The 18,016-nt window shown below is 61.3% G+C and carries 13 protein-coding genes; 6 read left to right on the top strand and 7 right to left on the bottom strand.

The genetic code is table 11. The features are described 5' to 3' along the window. Positions 1–95: 95 nt before the first annotated feature. From BLO80_RS11460 to BLO80_RS11440, 5 genes are read right to left on the bottom strand one after another with little or no spacing between them, the layout of a single operon-like run. Complete coding sequence (locus tag BLO80_RS11460) at positions 96–1,502, bottom strand: ATP-binding protein (RefSeq protein ID WP_092332317.1); 1,407 nt, start codon at positions 1,500–1,502, stop codon at positions 96–98. Beyond that, the gene (locus BLO80_RS11455; protein WP_092332319.1) at positions 1,499–3,301 is read right to left on the bottom strand and encodes a DAHL domain-containing protein; all 1,803 of its coding nucleotides are present in this window, start codon (positions 3,299–3,301) and stop codon (positions 1,499–1,501) included. The genes BLO80_RS11460 and BLO80_RS11455 overlap by 4 nt, the downstream gene beginning before the upstream one ends. Continuing rightward, the gene (locus tag BLO80_RS11450) at positions 3,298–4,257 is read right to left on the bottom strand and encodes a cytochrome-c peroxidase (RefSeq protein WP_092332322.1); all 960 of its coding nucleotides are present in this window, start codon (positions 4,255–4,257) and stop codon (positions 3,298–3,300) included. Before BLO80_RS11450 ends, BLO80_RS11455 begins: the two co-directional genes overlap by 4 nt. A gap of 41 nt (positions 4,258–4,298) precedes the next feature. Continuing rightward, positions 4,299–6,173, bottom strand: coding sequence for a GGDEF/EAL domain-containing response regulator (locus BLO80_RS11445; RefSeq protein WP_092332324.1), 1,875 nt, complete (start codon positions 6,171–6,173; stop codon positions 4,299–4,301). Further along, positions 6,170–8,461 (bottom strand): GGDEF/EAL domain-containing response regulator, encoded by a 2,292-nt coding sequence (locus BLO80_RS11440; RefSeq protein WP_092332327.1) that lies wholly within the window; start codon positions 8,459–8,461, stop codon positions 6,170–6,172. The genes BLO80_RS11445 and BLO80_RS11440 overlap by 4 nt, the downstream gene beginning before the upstream one ends. 225 nt (positions 8,462–8,686) lie before the next feature. On the opposite strand from BLO80_RS11440, the gene BLO80_RS11435 reads away from it, so the two are divergent. From BLO80_RS11435 to BLO80_RS11420, 4 genes are all read left to right on the top strand, one after another. After that, positions 8,687–10,054, top strand: a complete 1,368-nt coding sequence (locus BLO80_RS11435; RefSeq protein ID WP_092332329.1) for a response regulator c-di-GMP phosphodiesterase, NosR family — start codon at positions 8,687–8,689, stop codon at positions 10,052–10,054. Between the two features lie 218 nt (positions 10,055–10,272). Continuing rightward, a complete protein-coding gene (locus tag BLO80_RS11430; protein WP_072409054.1) occupies positions 10,273–10,689 on the top strand; it encodes an NUDIX hydrolase in 417 nt (138 codons plus the stop codon). Positions 10,690–10,713: 24 nt separating this feature from the next. Further along, positions 10,714–11,352, top strand: coding sequence for a LysE family translocator (locus BLO80_RS11425; protein WP_092332332.1), 639 nt, complete (start codon positions 10,714–10,716; stop codon positions 11,350–11,352). A gap of 2 nt (positions 11,353–11,354) precedes the next feature. Next, positions 11,355–11,900, top strand: coding sequence for a GNAT family N-acetyltransferase (locus tag BLO80_RS11420; protein ID WP_092332394.1), 546 nt, complete (start codon positions 11,355–11,357; stop codon positions 11,898–11,900). Positions 11,901–11,903: 3 nt separating this feature from the next. Here BLO80_RS11420 and BLO80_RS11415 read toward each other — a convergent pair whose 3' ends face one another. Continuing rightward, on the bottom strand, positions 11,904–13,151 hold the full coding sequence (locus BLO80_RS11415) for a hypothetical protein (protein WP_092332334.1): 1,248 nt from the start codon (positions 13,149–13,151) through the stop codon (positions 11,904–11,906). A gap of 150 nt (positions 13,152–13,301) precedes the next feature. Next, entirely contained in the window at positions 13,302–14,219 is a 918-nt protein-coding gene (gene metR, locus BLO80_RS11410) for a transcriptional regulator MetR (protein ID WP_060740854.1), read from the bottom strand. Between the two features lie 109 nt (positions 14,220–14,328). Here metR and metE point away from each other — a divergent pair, with 109 nt between their 5' ends. Further along, positions 14,329–16,641, top strand: a complete 2,313-nt coding sequence (gene metE / locus BLO80_RS11405) for a 5-methyltetrahydropteroyltriglutamate--homocysteine S-methyltransferase (RefSeq protein ID WP_092332337.1) — start codon at positions 14,329–14,331, stop codon at positions 16,639–16,641. A 306-nt stretch (positions 16,642–16,947) separates the two neighbouring features. Beyond that, positions 16,948–17,967, top strand: coding sequence for an alpha/beta fold hydrolase (locus tag BLO80_RS11400; protein WP_060740856.1), 1,020 nt, complete (start codon positions 16,948–16,950; stop codon positions 17,965–17,967). The last annotated feature ends 49 nt before the right edge of the window (positions 17,968–18,016 follow it).

Raw genomic sequence — 18,016 nt, 5'->3', positions numbered from 1 at the left:
TCGCGAGCAAGCTCGCTCCCACAATTGGATTGGCGGCGACGCTCGGCAGTTGTGGTGAGGGAGCTTGCTTCCACCGTTTGAACCGCCGGGGTGGCTCAGCTCGCCTGCTTCATCTGCCGCAACGGCAATTCCACGCGGAAGGTGGTGCCGACGCCGACTTCGCTGCGTACGGTGATCTCGCCGTTGTGTTTTTTCACGATGCCGTAGGACAACGACAGCCCGAGCCCCGTGCCCTGGCCGATGGGTTTGGTGGTGAAGAACGGGTCGAAGATTTTCTGCAGGGTCTCGGGGGGAATGCCCGAGCCGTTGTCCGCCACTTCGATCCAGACGGTTTCTTCACCGACTCCGTTGCGCAGGGTGATGGTGCCGCGTTCGGGGCCGATGGCCTGGGCGGCGTTGACGATCAGGTTCATGATCACCTGGTTGATCTGCGATGGCAGGCATTCCACCTCCGGCAAGGGTGTGTATTCCTTGACCACGTCGGCCTTGTACTTGATTTCATTGGCGACGATGTTCAACGTCGAATCCATGCCCTGCTGCAAATTGGCCATCTGCCATTCCTGGCTGGAATCAACGCGGGAGAAATCCTTCAGGTCCTTGACGATCTGCCCGACCCGGCCAATGCCATCCTTGGATTCCTTGATCAGCAGGGGGATGTCCTCGACCAGGAAATCCAGCTCTACCTGTTCGCGCAGCTTTCTCAAGTTCACCACCAGCTCCGGCGAGGCGATGGCCTCCTCGGCGCTGCCGTAGGCCGTGAGCATTTCCTGGAGTTTGCCGAAGTAGCCGTCCAGCGCCCCCAGGTTGGAAGAAATGAAGCCGATCGGGTTGTTGATCTCGTGGGCCACCCCGGCCGCCAACTGGCCCAGCGAGGCGAGCTTTTCCGATTGCACCAACTGGGTTTCCAGCATCTTGCGTTCGTCGATCTCCATCTGCAGCAGCTCGCTGGCCTGTTTGAAAGCCTGGGTGCGTTGTTCTACCAGGTCTTTGAGCTTGTTCATTTTCAATTGCGCGCGCGAGGTCATTTCCCATTTGGTGGTCAGGGTGTTGGCCATCTGCTGGACTTCGATGTTGTCGAACGGCTTCTTCAGGATCAGCAAGCGGTCGTGGCCGTTCAGACGGTCGAGCAATTCATCCCAGGAATAATCCGAATAGGCGGTGCAAACCACCACCTGCAACTGCGGGTCGCGCTTCCAGAGTTCTTCGATGGTCTTGGCGCCGTCCCAGCCTTCGGGCATGCGCATGTCGACAAAGGCCAGGGCATAGGGACGCTCCTTGGCCATGGCCTCCAGCAATTTGTTCAGGCCTTCCTGCCCACCGTAGGCCGAGTCGAGTTCGAACACGGTGGTGGCAGGTTTCGGCGCTTCGCCAAACAGCGCGCTTTCCATGTCCTGCAAATCCGTGTTGCCGTCATCCTCCGGGGTGAGGATCTTGCGGAAATCTTCATGAATGGCGGGTGTATCGTCGATCAACAGGATGCGGCGGTTACTCAGGCTGTTCATGGTTCACCTTCTGCAAGTTTCAGGGGCACCTGCAATTGGAATGTCGCCCCTTTGCCTGGCCCCTCACTGTGGGCGGTGAGGTGGCCGTTCATTTCGATGGCCGCCAATGCGCAGCTGTGCAGGCCAAAGCCATGGCCTTCCTTACGCGTGGTAAAACCATGGGCGAAGATGCGCGTCATGTTTTCCTCCGGGATGCCTTCGCCTTCGTCCTTGACGCTGATTTGCAGGGTCTGGCCATCGACGACGGCGGCCTTGAGGGTCATGTTCCGCGCATCGTTGGACACCCCGGCCATGGCGTACTTGGCATTGCTGATCAGGTTGATCAGGATCAGCAGCAAGCGGTGCTTGTCGCCCATGATCCGCGGCACGTCGCCGTATTCCTTGATCACCGTAACATGATGGCGGGTCAGGGCGCCGGAGTTCATGCGCAAAGCGTCTTCGAGCAGTTCGCTGACCACCAAAGGTTCCTGCAGGCTGCTGGCCCCGGCGTAGGATTGCTGGGTGGAGACGATGTCCTTGATGTGGTCCACGCTCTTGCTCAATTGGGCCAGTTCATCGGTCAGGCTCTGCTGCTCCGACGCGATGGCCTCGACCAGTTGGTTGAGGTAGCCGGGCAGCAGCTTGCCCTTGGCGTCCTCGGTGAGGAAGTGCCCGAGGTCATCGGCGTGTTCGTTGATCAGTTGCATCGCCTTGCCCAGCCCCAGGGCCTTGCTGCTGCGCAGTTTGCGGCTGACCAGGTCGGCGGAGATGTTCACGCTGTTGAGGACGTTGCCGACGTTGTGCAACACGTTGGTGGCGATTTCCGCCATGCCGGCCTGGCGGGCGGTGTCCATCAACTCGCTCTGGGTGTCCTTGAGCTGGCGGGTACGCTCCTCGACCCGTTGTTCCAGCTCATCATTGGCGGTTTGCAGGGCGTTGTTGACCCGATTGATTTCGGCGAAGCTGCGTATCAACCGGATCGCCAGCCAGATCAATATCAAGACCAGGAACGTGGCGAACACCAATAGGTAAATGTGGTTGCGCTCGTACTGGGCGGCGGCTTTTTCCTGGTCCGTCTCGAGCAGGTGGCTGATGGTGTCCAGGCGATCGGCCACGGGGATCGCTCCGATGCCCAGCAATAACTCATTCACCTTGGGTTGTTCGCGCAGGATCACCCCGATGTGCCTGCGCAGGACTTCGATGGAGTTGAGCAACCCCTCAGGCAGGCGCTCCTTGTTGACATCCAACTGGTTCAAACCCAGCAGGACCTCGGCTGCGATCTCCGGGGAGCTGACCTGGGCGAACTCCATACTGCTGAGCAACAGATCGTAAGTGTCGATGGCAACGTTCTGCAACGCCAGTTTGTACGTGTCGGGCAGCCGGGCGAACTGGCCTTGGATGTCGTCCTCGCCGGTGGGCAGAAAGGCCAGGGAGTTACGCAACACCGCGTTATGGGACTTGAACTGTTCTATCAGACGGGTTTTTTCCTTGACCAACTTGAGGTATTCGTCGCGCTGGGCGTCCCAGAGCGACGGCCCGTGGCGCCCCGGTTCCGATTCGATGGCGTCCAGGCGCTGCCACAGGCGTGCCATTTCGTGCAGGGGGGAGACCAGCGGGTCATAGTTGTGGGTCAGGGCGATTCGCGACTTGAGGACTTCGTTGTCCCAGATGGCGTCCTGTTGCTTGAGCAGGCGGATCAGGTCCCGGGATTCAATGTACGAGGCGGCCTGCTGGGCCCCCGAATTGACATACATGAACAGCAGGACCGAAGCCAGTAACAGGCCGATGAAGGCAAGACCGAGGCGGCGCAGAGTGGTCATAGGGGCTTGCCCTCCGATTCACCGGTCAGGGTCTTGAGGAACTCGACGATCAGTGTCGTATCGTTCTTGAGGGGCTCACGACCCAGTTGGTACTTGAACATCACCTCCACCGCGTGCTCCAGCGTCATCGCCGACCCATCATGGAAATACGGCGCGGTGACGGCCACGTTGCGCAGACTGGGTACCTTGAAGACTTGGCGGTCCGCTTCATCGCCAGTGATGTTGAAGCGTCCTTCGTCGGCCCGGGTCGGGTTGCCCCGGTCGCCGATGTAGTCACCCATGATGCCGAATTTCTGGAACATGTTGCCGCCGATGTTCACGCCCTGGTGGCAAGCGATGCAGCCGTACTCCTTGAACCGCTGGTAACCGAACTTTTCCCGGGGCGTGAGGGCGTCGGTATTGCCCAGCAGGTACTGGTCGAAACGCGAATTGGGCGTTTGCAAGGTGCGTTCGTAGTCGGCCAGGGCGCTCTGGATATTGGGCTTGGTCACGCCGTCGGGGTAGGCGTCCTTGAAGTCCTTGGCATAGCCGGGGTCTTCGGCGATGCGCTTGACCACCGATTCCCAGGTGCTGCCCATTTCCACCGGGTTGGTCACGACCTCGTGGACCTGTTCTTCCAACGTATCGACGCGGCCATCCCAGAACTGGTGGAAGTTCAGGCCGGCGTTGAATACGGTAGGTGTATTGACCTCCACCGGCTTGCCGTCGAAGCCCAGGGAAAACGGCTTGTCGTCGGCGCCGCCCTTGTCCAGGCGATGGCAACTGGCGCAGGACAGGGTGTTGTTGACCGACAGCCGTGGGTCATTGAACAGCCGCAGCCCCAGCTGGACGCGCTTGGGGTCCAGGGCCGGCACCGGTGGCAGGGGCTTGAGGGGTTCATCCAGGGGGGCGGCGTGAGCGGTTACGCTTGCTCCCACGAGCAGGCCGAGGGCCAGAATCAGTCCATGTGACGCCATGGGATGTTTTCCTTGAAACTTTTGGTTGAGGACTCAGCTGTTCACGAGAACGGGTTCTGGCGTTTTTCCCACTCGGTCATCCAATCGGCAAAGGCCTGCGGTTCGACGGCCTTGCTGAAGTAGTAACCCTGGGCTTCCTCGCATTGGTGCTTCTTGAGAAATTCAAGCTGTTCAAGGGTTTCCACCCCTTCGGCGATGATGTGCAGATTCAGGCTCTTGCCCAGGCTGATGATAGTGCTCACCAGCTTGGCGTCATTGCTGTCGATGCTCAGGTCACCGACGAACGACTGGTCGATCTTCAGCACATCCACCGGAAATTTCTGCAAATAGCTCAGGCTCGAATAGCCGGTGCCGAAATCGTCGATGGCCAGGCGTATCCCCTGTTGCTTGATGGCCTTGAGGATGGCGACCGTGGTATCGATGTTCTGCATCAGTACGCTTTCGGTGATCTCCAGTTCTAACTGTGTCGGGTCCAGGCCGGTTTCCTTGAGGGTGCGGGCGATGCCTTCGACGAAGCCGCGCTGGCGAAAATCGATGGCCGAGATGTTCACCGACAGGCACAGCGGCCGCATGCCTTGGGCTTGCCAACGGCAGGCCTGCTGGCAGGCTTCCTGGAGTACCCATTGGCTCAGCGGAACGATCAAGCCACTGTCCTCGGCCACCGGAATGAAGTCCCCCGGGTAGACCAGGCCATGTTCCGGCCTGTTCCAGCGCACCAATGCCTCGACACCGACCACCTTGCCGTTCTTGAGGTCGAGCTTGGGCTGGTAATGCAGCACGAATTCCTTGCGTTGCAGGGCCAGGCGCAGGCCCGATTCGATGGTCTGTTGCTGCCGTGCCCGGCGGTTCATGTCCTCGGTGAAGAAACGGTAGTCGTTGGGGCCGGTCTCCTTGACGTTGCGCATCGCCGTCTCGGCTTTCTTGATCAGCGCCACGGCGTCGAACCCGTCGCTCGGATACACGCTGATGCCCAGGCTCGCGGTGACGCTCAGGTCATGGCCGTCGATGGGCTGCGGGGTGCTGATGGCCGCCAGCAGTTTTTCGGCCACGCCTTTGGTTTGCTGCGCCTCGGCGAGGTCCCCCATGATCACCACGAATTCATCGGAACCGTAGCGGAACACCGAATCGGACTCACGCACCACGCTCGCCAGCGCCCGGGCCACGCGCTTGAGCATCTCGTCGCCCACCGGATGGCCCAGCGCGTTGTTGATGCGCTTGAAGCGGTCCAGGCCGATGAACATCACCGCCAGTTGCCGGTCGTGCCGACGGCACTGGGCCATGGCCTGGGTCAGGCGGTCGCCGAGCAACATGCTGTTGGGCAGCTCGGTGAGTACGTCGTATTGCAGCAGGTGGGACACCTTGAGCAATTCCTGGACGCGCTCTTCGATCGTGCGTTCCAGGCTGCGCATTTTTCTCGCCGCGTCCTGGGCCAGCTGCCATTTCCAGGTCATGGCGCTGGCCATCTGGCGGATTTCCAAGGTGTCGAACGGTTTCTTGAGAATCAGCAATTGATCATCGAACTCGATCCGTTCGGACATGGTTTCCCAGGAATAATCCGAGAAGGCCGTGCACAGGGCGATTTGCAGGCGTGGGTCGGCTTTCCACAGTTCTTCGATGGTTTGCAGGCCATCCCAGCCCGGTGGCATGCGCATGTCGGCGAACACCAGCGCATAGGGCTGGCCTTCGGCCTGGGCGCGCTTGACCAGTTCCAGTGCCTCCTCGCCCTGGTAGGCCGAGTCGATCTGAAATTGCAGCCGGTTGACCTGCGGGGTGCCGAACAGCAGGCTTTCGGTGTCGTTCAGCGAGTCATCGCCGCCGCCGCTGGGGCTGAGGATCTTGCGAAAGTCCTGGTGGATCGCCGGCGTGTCGTCCACCACCAGGATCCGCCGGTTGGCAGGCACCGACATGGGGTTCATGGATTGTTCTCCGATAGCTGGCTCGCTGGTCGGGTCCAGTGGTCTGTCGCGGGAATGATCGTGCCGGCCTTGAGCAGTTCGGCGGCCTGGCCGCTGTCGACCACGGTGCTGAAGTAATGCCCCTGGGCCTGCATCGCGCCGCCGCTGGACATCAGTGTGGTGCGTTGCTCCTGGGTCTCGACGCCCTCGGCAATGATCCCGATGCCCACGTCCCTGGCGAAATTGATGATCGCCCGCAACGTCGTCGCGTTCTCGGGGTCGGCGTTGGCGCTGTCGAGAAAGCGCTGGGCGAGCTTGAGGTGATTGACCCGGTAGGTCTTGAGGTAATCGAAGGAGGAATATTCGGTGCCGAAGTCATCGATGGCGATCTGCACGCCCAGTTCGCAGAGGCGCGGCAGCACGTCGTTGTGGGTCCACTTGGTCTGGGCCAGGGTGGCTTCGGTGACGTCGAAACGCAGGTCCCAGGGTGCCAGCTCCCAGCGCGCGGTGGTGCGCAGCACGTCGTAGATCAGTTCCGGGCCGGTCTTGAGCTGGGTCAGGGACAGGTCGATGGCGATCACCGGCGGGGCCATGCCCTGGTCGCGCCATTGGCGCATCTGTTGGCAGGCCTGGTCCAGCACCCAATGTCCCAGGCCAATGATGATCCCGGTCTTCTCGGCCGCTGGCATGAAGGCCTCCGGTTCCAGCCAGCCCCGTTGGGGGTGGTTCCAGCGCACCTGCACGCCCATGCCGAGGATCTTGCCGGAGCCGAGGTCGACTTCGGGCAGGTAGTGCAGGTGCAGTTCCTGGTTTTCGATGGCTTGGCGCAGATCGTTGGCCAGGGCGACCCGGTCGGTGACTTCCTGGTTAATTTCCTCGTTGTGGAAGTGATACTGGTTGCGTCCCTTTTCCTTGGAGCGGTACAGGGCCATGTCGGATTGCGCCATCAGGCTGTCGGCACTCAGGCTTTGTGGGGTGTACAGGGCGATGCCGATGCTCACCGAGATCCGTATGTCGTTGCCGTCCAGGGAGTACGGCGCCACCAGCGCATCACGGATCTTGCCCGCCAGCGCGGCGCAGTGGGTCGCTTCATGGACGTCCAGTTGCAGCAGGGCGAATTCGTCGCCGCCCAGGCGTGCCACCACATCGTTTTCCCGGGTACAGGACTTGATGCGGGCGGCGACTTCCTGCAACAGCAGATCACCGATGGGATGGCCCAAGGTGTCGTTGATGCGTTTGAAGTGATCCAGGTCCAGGTAGAACATGGCGAACGGCGCCGCTCCCCGACGAGCGGCGGCGAAGGCCTGGTGCAGGCGCTCGATCATGGTGGCGCGGTTGGCCAGCCCGGTCAGGCCGTCGGTGCGGGCGAGCAGGGCGATCTTCTCTTCGGCCAGCTTGCGCTCGGTGATATCCAGGATGATGCCTTCCACTTCCAGCAACAGGCCCTGGTCGTTGCGCACCGGAATGTAGCGGTTCTCCACCCAGCGGAACGTGTCGTCGCCAGTGCGCATGCGAAACTCGATGGAGGCCCCGGCAGTGTCACGGTCGAGGACGCGGACCATGGCCTCCTGGACTTTGCCCTGGTCGTCGGGGTGGATCAGGGTTTGCGCCCAGTCCGGCGCGTCGATCAGTTGCGCCGCGGAATGGCCGAACTTGGTGATGTTATGGGAAATGTACATCAACGCGAACGGCGGCTCGCCCCGCAGGCGATAGAGAATGGTCGGGCTGTTCTGCACGATGATGTTGGCGTCGGCCAACTCACGGGTGCGTTCCTCGACCGCCCGTTCGAGCATGTCCATTTTCAGCGCCGCGTCCTCGGTCATCTGCCATTTGACGGTCAAGGCGCTGGCCATCTGGCGGATCTCGATGGCGTCGAAGGGTTTTTTCAGGATGAGCAGGCGGTCGCCCAGTTCGAGGCGCTCGGAAATATCTTCCCAGGAATAATCCGAATACGCGGTGCACAGGGCCACTTGCAGCTTGGGGTCGGCGCGCCACAGCCGTTCGATGGTTTCCAGGCCGTCCCAGCCCGGCGGCATGCGCATGTCGATGAACGCCATGGCGAAGGGCTGCCCTTGGGCCAGCGCCGTCTCGACCTTGTTCAACGCTTCCATGCCCTGGAACGCCGAATCGAGGACGAAACTCATGGCGGCAACGGCCACCGGCGCCCCGAACAGAGCCTCTTCGGCGCTGCTCAGGTTGTCTTCGGCGTTCATCTGGGGGCTGAGGATCTTGCGAAAATCCTCATGGATGGTCGGGGTGTCGTCGACGATGAGGATCCGCCGATTGGTTTTATCCAAAGGCAGGCTCATGGCCGTGCACCACTTTGATGCTGACTATAGAACCCTGGGAACATCTGATATCCCTTTCACTGGCATGAGTATTCGGCCTGTACATGGCCCTTCATGGGGTAGAGCATAGTCGCCTCATCGCGATGCGCTCGGCCACTGATGGCAAATGTGTCTAAATTTTCGCAATCTACTAGGCTGTATTTCGGGGCTAGTAGAACGGTTGTCGTGAACAGGAGGGGGTTTCAAATGGAAGATCAATCGCCGGACGTTCCGGTAAAGAAGCCGGTGGTGCTGCTGGTCGATGACGAAGAGTCGATTCTCAATAGCCTGCGTCGGCTATTGCGCAGCCAGCCGTACGAGATCCTGCTGGCCGACAGCGGCGCCAAGGCCCTGGAGATGCTCAAGGAGCGGCCCGTCGACCTGGTGATGACCGACGCGCGCATGCCGAACATGGATGGCGCCACGCTGTTGGCCGAGATCCGCAAGCTGTACCCATCGACGTTGCGCATCCTGCTCACCGGTTATGCCGATGTGGACATGATGACCAAGGCCATCAACGAGGGGCAGCTCTATCGCTACCTCAGCAAACCCTGGAACGATGAGGAGCTGGTGCAGGCCTTGCGCCAGGCCCTGGCCCACCAGCATTCCGAAAGCGAGCGCCAGCGCCTCGAAGCGCTGAACCGCGAGCAGAACCAGCAACTCAAGACCCTGAACGCCACCCTGGAAAAACGCGTGGCGTCGCGCACCTCCGAGCTGCAGCAGACCGCCGACATGCTCGACCTGGCCTACGACGAGCTCAAGCGCAGTTATGTGACCAGCACCGAGGTGTTTTCGCTGATCGCCAACCTGCGCCTGCCCAAGGCCAAGCAGACCAACCGGCAGATCATTGAGTTGATCAGGGTCTACAGCCGACTGCATTTCCTCGATGAGTCCACCGACCGCGACCTGACCATGGCCGCGGCGCTCTACAACATCGGCAAGCTGAGCTGGACCGACAATATGATGGTCACGCCCGCCGACTTGCTGCACCACAATGAACTCGATCTCTATCGGGCCTATCCGAAGCAGAGCGAATCGCTGCTGATGACCCTGGACCCGATGAAGGACGCGGCCCGGATCATCCGCCATCACCAGGAGCGCTGGGACGGCAGCGGTTTCCCCGAGCACCTCAAGGGCGAGGCCATTCCTTTCGGCTCGCGACTCTTGAAACTGGCGGTGGATTTCATCGAGCTGCAGCGCGGGTTGATCCTCGAACGACAGATGAACAGCGACGAAGCGCTGGTCTACATCCGCAAATACGCCGGCAAGCTGTACGACCCGGGCATGGTCGAGGATTTCATCAAGGCCTGCGGCGAGTACCTGGAAGACGTGACCTTGTCGGATCCGACGGTGAAGGTCATGTCCACCCGGGAGTTGGCGGCCGGCATGATCCTGGCGCGCAACCTCAACGCCGACAACGGCATGCTGCTGCTCAACGCCGGCAAGGTCCTGAGCGGCCCGCTGGTGGAAAAGCTCATCGCCTTCGAGTCGATGGAGGGGGCCCGGTACAGCGTGTTCGTCAAGATCCCCGAAGAACTGGCCGACCCTTCGGCGCCGAAGCCGATTTTGGGGTGATACGGATCGGACAGACGACGCAGTCCAACCTGTGGGAGCGGGCTTGCTTGCGAAGGCGGCGTATCAGTCGCAGCCAATGTCGCCTGATACATCGCCTTCGCAAGCAAGCCCGCTCCCACATGGGTATGTCTGGATTCTGAAACCAGCGCCAGGCTTTGCTCCCTGCCACTGTGTCTGTAATCTCCCCGGCATTTTTCCTTCCAAGGCTTTGACTCATCATGACCACCTCCCTCATCCGCATCGCCGCCGCCCTGTTGCTCGGGCCGGACGGGCGAACCCTGCTGGTGCGCAAGCGCGGCACCCGGGCCTTCATGCAGCCGGGGGGCAAGATCGAGGCCCATGAACAACCGGTGCAGGCGCTCGCTCGGGAGCTGGAGGAAGAGCTTGGGTTGCGGATCGATCCGGCCCAGGCCCGCCATTTGGGCGTATTCAGCGCGCCGGCGGCCAACGAACCGGGGTTTATCGTACAGGCCGAGGTGTTTTTGCTGAACATCGACGCCCCGGTTTCGCCGGCGGCCGAGATCGAAGAGGTGTGCTGGATCGACCCGGCCGGCGACGGCGATCTTGTACTCGCACCGTTGACAGGCGAGGTGATCCTGCCGTTTTATCGAGCGACACACCTCGCCACTTGCTGATTCATGCCTCAAGGACTGACGCCCATGATTCCATTGCCAGACCTGTTGATTTTCGCCGCCGCCGCGTTACTGATGGTGCTGACGCCCGGCCCGAACATGATCTACCTGATTTCCCGTTCGATCTGCCAGGGCCGCAAGGCCGGCGTCACGTCGCTGTTGGGCGTGGTGGCGGGGTTCTTCGTGCACATGTTCGCCGCCGCCGCGGGGCTGACGGCGGTATTCCTGGCGGTGCCCATGGCCTATGAAGTATTGAAATGGGCCGGCGCGCTGTACCTGTTGTGGCTGGCCTGGCAGGCGGTGAAGCCGGGTGCGCGTTCGCCCTTCGAGGCCCAGCGGTTGCCGGCGGACCCGGCACGCAAGCTGATCACCATGGGTTTTCTCACCAGTGCGCTGAACCCCAAGATCGCGGTGTTCTATCTGTCGGTGTTCCCGCAGTTCATCAGCCCGGAACACGGTTCGCTGTTCACCCAGAGCATCATCCTCGGGCTGACCCAGATCAGCGTCAGCTTCAGCGTCAACCTGCTGATTGCCCTGTTCGCGGCCGGCATTGCCTCGTGGTTTGTCCACAACCCCACCTGGCTGGCGGCCCAGCGCTATTTCATGGGGTTTGTGCTGGGTGCATTGGCGCTGCGTCTGGTGCTTGAGCAACGCAGGGCGGCGTGAGCGTGTGGATCGAACGATTGGATGCCAATCACGCCCTGGCCTACCGCGAGCTGATGCTTGAAGCCTACGATCGCCATCCGCAGGCGTTCACTTCCAGTGTGCGGGAGCGGGCGCTGATGCCGTTGAATTGGTGGGAAGAGCGGTTGAGCAGCAAGCTCGATGTGGTGCTGGGTGCGTTCGAAGCAGGAACGTTGGCCGGCATCGTTGGTCTTGCGTTCGAGCCGCGGGAAAAGGTCCGCCACAAGGCAACACTGTTTGGCATGTATGTGTCGGCCGAATTTCGTCAGCGCGGTTTAGCTCATGAACTGGTGCAAGCGGCACTGGCCGAAGCGCAAAACCACCCTGCGGTACAACTCATCCAGCTCACCGTTACCGCTGGCAATGAGGCTGCCTTCAAGTTGTACCAGCGCTGCGGCTTCATCCAGTTCGGGCTTGAACCTTTGGCGGTGCGGGTGGGCGAGGATTACTTCGACAAAATCCACATGTGGCGCCAGATATCGATGCTTGGGATCAAGGGCGAAGAGGTCGATTCGCCCCTGTCCCGATAGTCGTCAAGGGTATTTGATCTCTGGCCGTGGCCCGGTATAAACGGGCAGATCGGATTCCTCCGCAGGCGTGCTCATACTTCCTGCTCCACTGTTCAATCGCACGATTCTTATGTCCCGTATGCCGAAATCGTTGCCGTTACTGCCATCCTGGTCGTTGTTTATATACATCCGTACCATCCCTCGTTCGATGATGGTGAATACGATTGAAAACACGTACCAAACTCCGTCCTTGGGGACATGACGGGGAACGCCACGCCATTGCGGCATGCCGGTATCGGGGTAAAGGATCGGGTTGACCAGCCCTGGAATGTGGCTGCCGTCGGCAACATGGGTTGCTTCGAACGTGAACTGGTACTGCCCGGGAATGAAAAGGAAGTCTTGATAGAGGATGACCCCGGCGAAGCCGTATGGGGCGCCTTGGTCAGTGAAGTTGAAAAACGCGTTGACTAATTGATGGTTCATGACGTGCGGGCGGATAGATCCGGAACGGGCCGCCAGATAGGGAATCCAGCCGTTATAGGAGTCCGCCAGTGAAGTGTAGTGATCCTCCCATTCCACCGGTGCCGTGTTGATGACGATCGAACTCGTAGGGGATACATCGCTGTTGTCCAACTGATCGACTATCCGGGCACTCACCGTATGGGTGCCGTCGCCGATTTGCTGAAGTTCGGCCGCAGTCAAGGTGTAGGTGATCGGATTAGCAGGATGGACATAGGGAATGTTTTTACTCCAGGTCCCTACGGTCAGTGTCACCACATCATATTCGCGCGGGTAGCTGCGGTTTAACGTAAACGTGCCTGGCTGTGCCGGGTTGACGTTGGCCGGATGGCTGACAGTGATCCCGGATGGCGGGTAATGGAACAACAGGTCCAGGACCGGGGTCGAGTCATCGAAATTCCCGCTGGGCCGGGTCACTCGGTAAAACATTGTATTGTCTCCGTTCACCAGCCACCCCCATGGCAATTCCATGTCTATGCGGTCGTTCTCCTCGCCCGCCTTGATGATCTTGATCACGGATGTCGGTTGGTCATTGACCCACAGCTCTACGGAATCGTTGACGGCCAGTGGTTTAGAGAGCGTCTTGAACGGATCAATCACCATGTACAGGCGGATGGACGGCGAGTGAATGCTCAGGGGAATGCCGCCGTGGTAGGCCCCTGTCGGCAGCACGGGGGTCTTCCATCCTGGAATATACATGGGCCACAGCGCAAGAGCTGCGTCGGCCTGGGATGAGTTGTGGACGCTGTCCATTTTTCTCCTCGGCTACGGTGCCTGAACTGACTCGGGACAGACACCATCAGAGCGCGAAAGGAGAGGAGTGTCACCTGTCAGACCTGACAGGTGAGTGTGACATTAAGATGACTGGTCATCTTGCAGGCCGAGTGAAAAACACGCTGAGCTTCAGCGCACGGCACTAACCCCATCCAATGTGGAAAACGAAGTGTCCTTGGCCGTCAGCAAAAAATCGCGCATGTACGGCGCGTCGAGCATGTCGGTACGCACCGCCGCGTACAGCGTGGCGAACAGACCTTTCTCCCCCAGCCGCTTGGCCTTCACGTAGCCCCGCGAGCTGTATTCATGCAGCGCCCAGTGCGGCATGCCGCAGACGCCACGACCGCTGGCCACCAATTGCATCATCATCACCGTCAGCTCGGAGGTGCGCACCTGAGCCGGTTCGATGTCGGCCGGTTCCAGGAAACGGGTGAAGATGTCCAGCCGGTCTCGCTCCACCGGGTAGGTGATCAGGGTTTCGCTGATCAGGTCCTCGGGCACGATGTAGGGTTTGCCCGCCAACCGATGTTGGTTGGCCACGGCGAGCATCGCTTCGTAAGTGAACAGCGGCACGTACGTGATGCCGGCCAGTTCCAGCGGGTCGGAGGTCACCACCAAATCGAGATCGCCCCGGGCCAAGGCCGGCAAGGGGGCGAAGGCGAAACCCGAGGCCAGGTCCAGCTCGACTTCCGGCCAGGCATCGCGGAACTGGTCGATGGTCGGCATCAGCCACTGGAAGCAGCTGTGGCACTCGATGGCCATGTGCAGGCGTCCGGCGGTGCCGCCCGCCAGACGGGCGATGTCCCGTTCAGCACTGCGCAGTAACGGCAGGGCGGCATCGGCCAGTTGCAACAGGCGCAGGCCGGCGCTGGTGAAACGTACCGGCTTGGTCTTGCGCACGAACAACTGCATGCCCAAGCGCTCTTCCAGTTCCTTGAACTGGTGGGAGAGGGCTGACTGGGTCAAGTGCAGGCGTTCGGCGGCTTCGACCAGGCTGTCGGCTTCGCGCAGGGCGTGCAGGGTCTTGAGGTGACGGAGTTCAAGCACCGGAGTTGCTCCATGAGTAAAACTTGTGATCAACACGAAAAGGTTGAGTTTGTCTCATGCAGGTCGAGCTGTCGACAATGGCGCCATCTTTTACAGGAGGACGCACACCATGGCCCTGGCCCACACCCTCGGTTTTCCCCGCATCGGCGCCGACCGCGAATTGAAAAAAGCCCTCGAAGCCTACTGGAAGGGCGACCTGGCCCCGGCTGCGTTGCAAGCCGTGGGTCGTGAACTGCGGGCCCGGCACTGGCAACTGCAGAAAGACGCCGGCATCGACCTGCTGCCTGTCGGCGACTTTGCCTGGTACGACCAGGTGCTCAGCCACACCTTGACCCTGGGCGCGGTCCCGCAACGTTTCCACGGCACCTTGGATGCCCAGGGCCGACCGACCCTCGACACCCTGTTCGCCATGGCCCGTGGCGCCACGGCCAGTTGCTGCGGTGCCGAGCACGGCCAGGCGCAATATGCCCAGGAACTGACCAAGTGGTTCGACACCAACTACCACTACCTGGTCCCGGAGTTTTCCGCCGACCAGACCTTCGCCCTGAGCTGGGAACAGTTGTTCGACGAAGTGGACGAGGCCCATGCCTTGGGCCACCGGGTCAAACCGGTGATCATCGGTCCGTTGACCTACTTGTGGCTGGGCAAGGCCAAGGGCGAGGCGTTCGACAAGCTCGACCTGCTGGAGCGCCTGTTGCCGGTCTACGGTGAAATCCTCAACCGCCTCAAGGCCCAGGGCGTGGAATGGGTGCAGATCGACGAGCCGATCCTCACCCTGGACCTGCCCCTGGCCTGGAGGAGCGCCTTCGAGCGGGCTTACCACATCCTCCAGTACTCGCCGTTGAAAAAGCTCGTGGCCACCTACTTCAGCGGCCTGCAAGACAACCTCGGCCTGGCGGTGAGCCTGCCGGTGGACGGCTTGCACATCGACGCGGTACGTGACCCGGAACAACTGGGCCAGGTGCTGGACCGCCTGCCGACCTACAAGATTCTCTCGGTGGGCCTGGTCAACGGTCGCAACGTCTGGCGCTGCGAACTGGAACAGGCGCTGGCGCAATTGCAACCGGCCCAGGAGCGCTTTGGCGACAATCTTTGGGTCAGTACTTCATGCTCGTTGTTGCACAGCCCGGTGGACCTGGAACGTGAAGACCGGCTCGACCCCGAACTCAAAAGCTGGCTCGCCTTTGCCGTGCAGAAGTGCGGTGAAGTCGCGGTGTTGCGCGATGCGCTGAACGATCCACAGGCCCCCGCCGTGCAGCAGGCCTTGAGCGACAGCCGCGAGGTGCAGGCCCGTCGCGCCGGCTCGGCGCGCATTCACAAAGCCGAGGTCCAGGCGCGCCTGGCGGCGATCAGGCCACAGGACAGCCAGCGGCATTCACCGTTTGCCCAGCGCATCGAACGCCAGCGCGCACGCCTGGCGCTGCCGATCTTTCCTACCACCACCATCGGCTCCTTCCCGCAGACCCCGGCCATACGCCTGGCCCGTCAGGCCTACAAGCAGGGCAAGTTGTCGGCCAACGACTATCAGGACGCCATGCACACCGAGATCCGCCATGCCGTGCAGATCCAGGAACGCCTGGGCCTGGACGTGTTGGTGCACGGTGAAGCCGAGCGCAACGACATGGTGGAATACTTTGCCGAGCAACTGGACGGCTACGCCTTCACCCGTTTCGGCTGGGTACAGAGTTACGGTTCGCGTTGCGTGAAGCCGGCGATCATCTACGGCGACATCAGCCGCCCGAAAGCCATGACCGTCGACTGGATCCGCTACGCGCAAAGCCTGACCGACAAGGTCATGAAGGGCATGCTCACCGGCCCCGTGACCATGCTGATGTGGTCGTTCCCCCGCGAAGACGTGTCGCGCCAGGTCCAGGCCCGACAACTGGCCCTGGCCCTGCGCGACGAGGTGCTGGACCTGGAAAAGGCCGGGATCAAAATCGTGCAGATCGACGAGGCGGCGTTCCGCGAAGGGCTGCCACTGCGTCGCGGGCAATGGCAGCACTACCTGGACTGGGCCGTGGAGGCTTTCCGCTTGTGCGCCTCGGGCGTGGGTGATGACACCCAGATCCATACCCACATGTGCTACAGCGAGTTCAATGACGTGATCAAGGCCATCGCCGACCTGGACGCCGATGTCATCACCATCGAGACCTCCCGTTCGGACATGGAGTTGCTGGAAGCATTCGAGGCATTCGACTATCCGAACGATATCGGCCCGGGCGTCTACGACATCCACTCGCCAAGGGTGCCGGATACGGCCGAGATGGTTGCGCTGATGAGCAAAGCGGTGAAACGCATCGCCGCCGAGCGGCTGTGGATCAACCCCGACTGCGGGCTGAAGACCCGGGGCTGGCCAGAAACGGAAGCGGCACTGGTGAACATGGTGGCGGCGGCGCGGCAGTTGCGGAGCCAGTTGGCCTGAGGCCCGGCTGTTGCGGGCGAGCACCCTGTCCCTGGCAAGGGGGGCTTTTTTGTGGCGAGGGAGCTTGCTCCCGCTGGGCTGCGCAGCAGCCCCAAATGTCATGCCTTGATCATATTTTGAGGTCGAAACCTTTTGGGACCGCTTCGCGCTCCAGCGGGAGCAAGCTCCCTCGCCACAGGGTGCCCGCATGACTTCAGATCACCACTCGGCAATCTTCATCAAACTGTCACGCAACTGTGGCAGCGCGCTTGAACAAACTTCATCAGACTCGCGCTCTACTGGGGTTCTGCGTTTCGGTGTTTCTTCATGCGTGTACTTATTTTTCTGGCCGCGTTGTTTTTCGGCCTGCCGTCGATGGCGGCGTCTCGTTGCGATGTCAATGTTGCGACCCAACGGGTCGATCTGGATCAGGTCAGCCTGGCCTACCAGAGCATTGGCCGTGCCTCGGATCCTGCATTGCTGTTGGTGATGGGCCTGGGTGGGCAGTTGATCCATTGGCCGGACGAAGTGGTGGTCGCCCTGTGCGAGCAGGGTTTCCGGGTGATTCGCTACGATAACCGCGATGTCGGCCTGAGCACCTGGCGCCAGGCGCCCGGCAGCGCCAACCTGACCTTTGAAGCCCTGCGCTACAAACTCGGCTTGCCCGTGGCCGCGCCCTATACCCTCACCGACATGGCCGACGACGGGCTCGGACTGATGGACGCGTTGCATGTGCAAAGCTTCCATGTACTGGGCGCGAGCATGGGCGGGATGATCGCCCAGCACATGGCGGCCATGGCGCCTGAGCGGGTTGAAAGCCTGACCCTGATCATGACCAGTTCCAGTGCCGCCGGCTTGCCCGCGCCCAGCGAAAGACTGGTGCAACTGTTGTCCCGGCGCGGTGCTCCGAATCGCGAAATGGCCCTCGAACAGCAGGCCGATCTGCTGGCCGCGTTGGGCAGCCCGATGGTGGTGGATGATCGCCAGGCCTTGCTGCATCAGGCTGCACTGGCCTATGACCGGGCCTTCAACCCCGAAGGCGTGAAGCGCCAGATCATGGCGATCATGGCCGAGCCGAGTCGGGTCGCACTGCTCAATCAACTGCGGGTGCCGACCCTGGTCGTCCACGGCACCGCCGACCCGTTGCTGCCGGTGATGCATGGCGTGCACTTGGCGGCGCACATCCAAGGCAGCCAACTGAAACTGATCCCGGGCCTGGCCCATCGCTTCCAGGACGCGTTCAAGGCGCCGTTGCTGGGGGCGGTGTTGCCGTACCTGCAGCAGCACCGAGAAGACACCTCTCATTGGGCGCAGATCGAACCGGTGCAGGCGCCGAACCTGCTCTGATAACCCTGATGGCTGGCTTTTGTGGCGAGGGAGCTTGCTCCCGCTGGGC

The sequence above is a fragment of the Pseudomonas sp. NFACC56-3 genome (assembly GCF_900100025.1).
In the GTDB taxonomy this organism is placed as follows: domain Bacteria; phylum Pseudomonadota; class Gammaproteobacteria; order Pseudomonadales; family Pseudomonadaceae; genus Aquipseudomonas; species Aquipseudomonas fluorescens_AA.
This window is presented reverse-complemented; position numbering and strand designations above follow the sequence as displayed.

Excerpts from the sequence above, each read along its gene's own strand:
- BLO80_RS11460 (WP_092332317.1), bottom strand. The coding sequence starts at position 1,502 with ATGAACAGCCTGAGTAACCGCCGCATCCTGTTGATCGACGATACACCC.
- BLO80_RS11455 (WP_092332319.1), bottom strand. The coding sequence starts at position 3,301 with ATGACCACTCTGCGCCGCCTCGGTCTTGCCTTCATCGGCCTGTTACTG.
- BLO80_RS11450 (WP_092332322.1), bottom strand. The coding sequence starts at position 4,257 with ATGGCGTCACATGGACTGATTCTGGCCCTCGGCCTGCTCGTGGGAGCA.
- BLO80_RS11445 (WP_092332324.1), bottom strand. The coding sequence starts at position 6,173 with ATGAACCCCATGTCGGTGCCTGCCAACCGGCGGATCCTGGTGGTGGAC.
- BLO80_RS11440 (WP_092332327.1), bottom strand. The coding sequence starts at position 8,461 with ATGAGCCTGCCTTTGGATAAAACCAATCGGCGGATCCTCATCGTCGAC.
- BLO80_RS11435 (WP_092332329.1), top strand. The coding sequence starts at position 8,687 with ATGGAAGATCAATCGCCGGACGTTCCGGTAAAGAAGCCGGTGGTGCTG.
- BLO80_RS11430 (WP_072409054.1), top strand. The coding sequence starts at position 10,273 with ATGACCACCTCCCTCATCCGCATCGCCGCCGCCCTGTTGCTCGGGCCG.
- BLO80_RS11425 (WP_092332332.1), top strand. The coding sequence starts at position 10,714 with ATGATTCCATTGCCAGACCTGTTGATTTTCGCCGCCGCCGCGTTACTG.
- BLO80_RS11415 (WP_092332334.1), bottom strand. The coding sequence starts at position 13,151 with ATGGACAGCGTCCACAACTCATCCCAGGCCGACGCAGCTCTTGCGCTG.
- metE (WP_092332337.1), top strand. The coding sequence starts at position 14,329 with ATGGCCCTGGCCCACACCCTCGGTTTTCCCCGCATCGGCGCCGACCGC.
- BLO80_RS11400 (WP_060740856.1), top strand. The coding sequence starts at position 16,948 with ATGCGTGTACTTATTTTTCTGGCCGCGTTGTTTTTCGGCCTGCCGTCG.